Source organism: Haloferax prahovense DSM 18310, from assembly GCF_000336815.1.
GTDB classification, from domain to species: domain Archaea; phylum Halobacteriota; class Halobacteria; order Halobacteriales; family Haloferacaceae; genus Haloferax; species Haloferax prahovense.
This window is the reverse complement of the sequence record NZ_AOLG01000037.1, coordinates 1-266: the sequence shown is the minus strand read 5'-3', so window position 1 is coordinate 266 and position 266 is coordinate 1. Positions and strand designations below refer to the sequence as shown.

Sequence of the window (266 nt, the reverse complement as noted above, 5' to 3'; positions counted from 1 at the left end):
ACGTGGTTTTCACCGGACGCCCGCCAGTTGAGCTGGCGGATTTCCCGATGAACCTTCGTGGCCGGCTACGGACGCTTTAGGCCCAATAATATCGGTCATCACTTGAGCTGCCGGTATTACCGCGGCGGCTGGCACCGGTCTTGCCCAGCTCTTATTCCTCGACCGCCTTACAGTCGAGAAAAGCGAGGACTATATGCCCTCGCACTTGGGGTCCCCTTATCGCACTTGCGTGCAGTGTAAAGGTTTCGCGCCTGCTGCGCCCCGTA

The 266-nt window shown here is 59.0% G+C and carries 1 rRNA gene; it reads right to left on the bottom strand.

Annotation, left to right across the window (positions count from 1 at the left end):
- Positions 1–266: ribosomal RNA gene (locus tag C457_RS11190) — 16S ribosomal RNA — on the bottom strand; the annotation flags it as partial.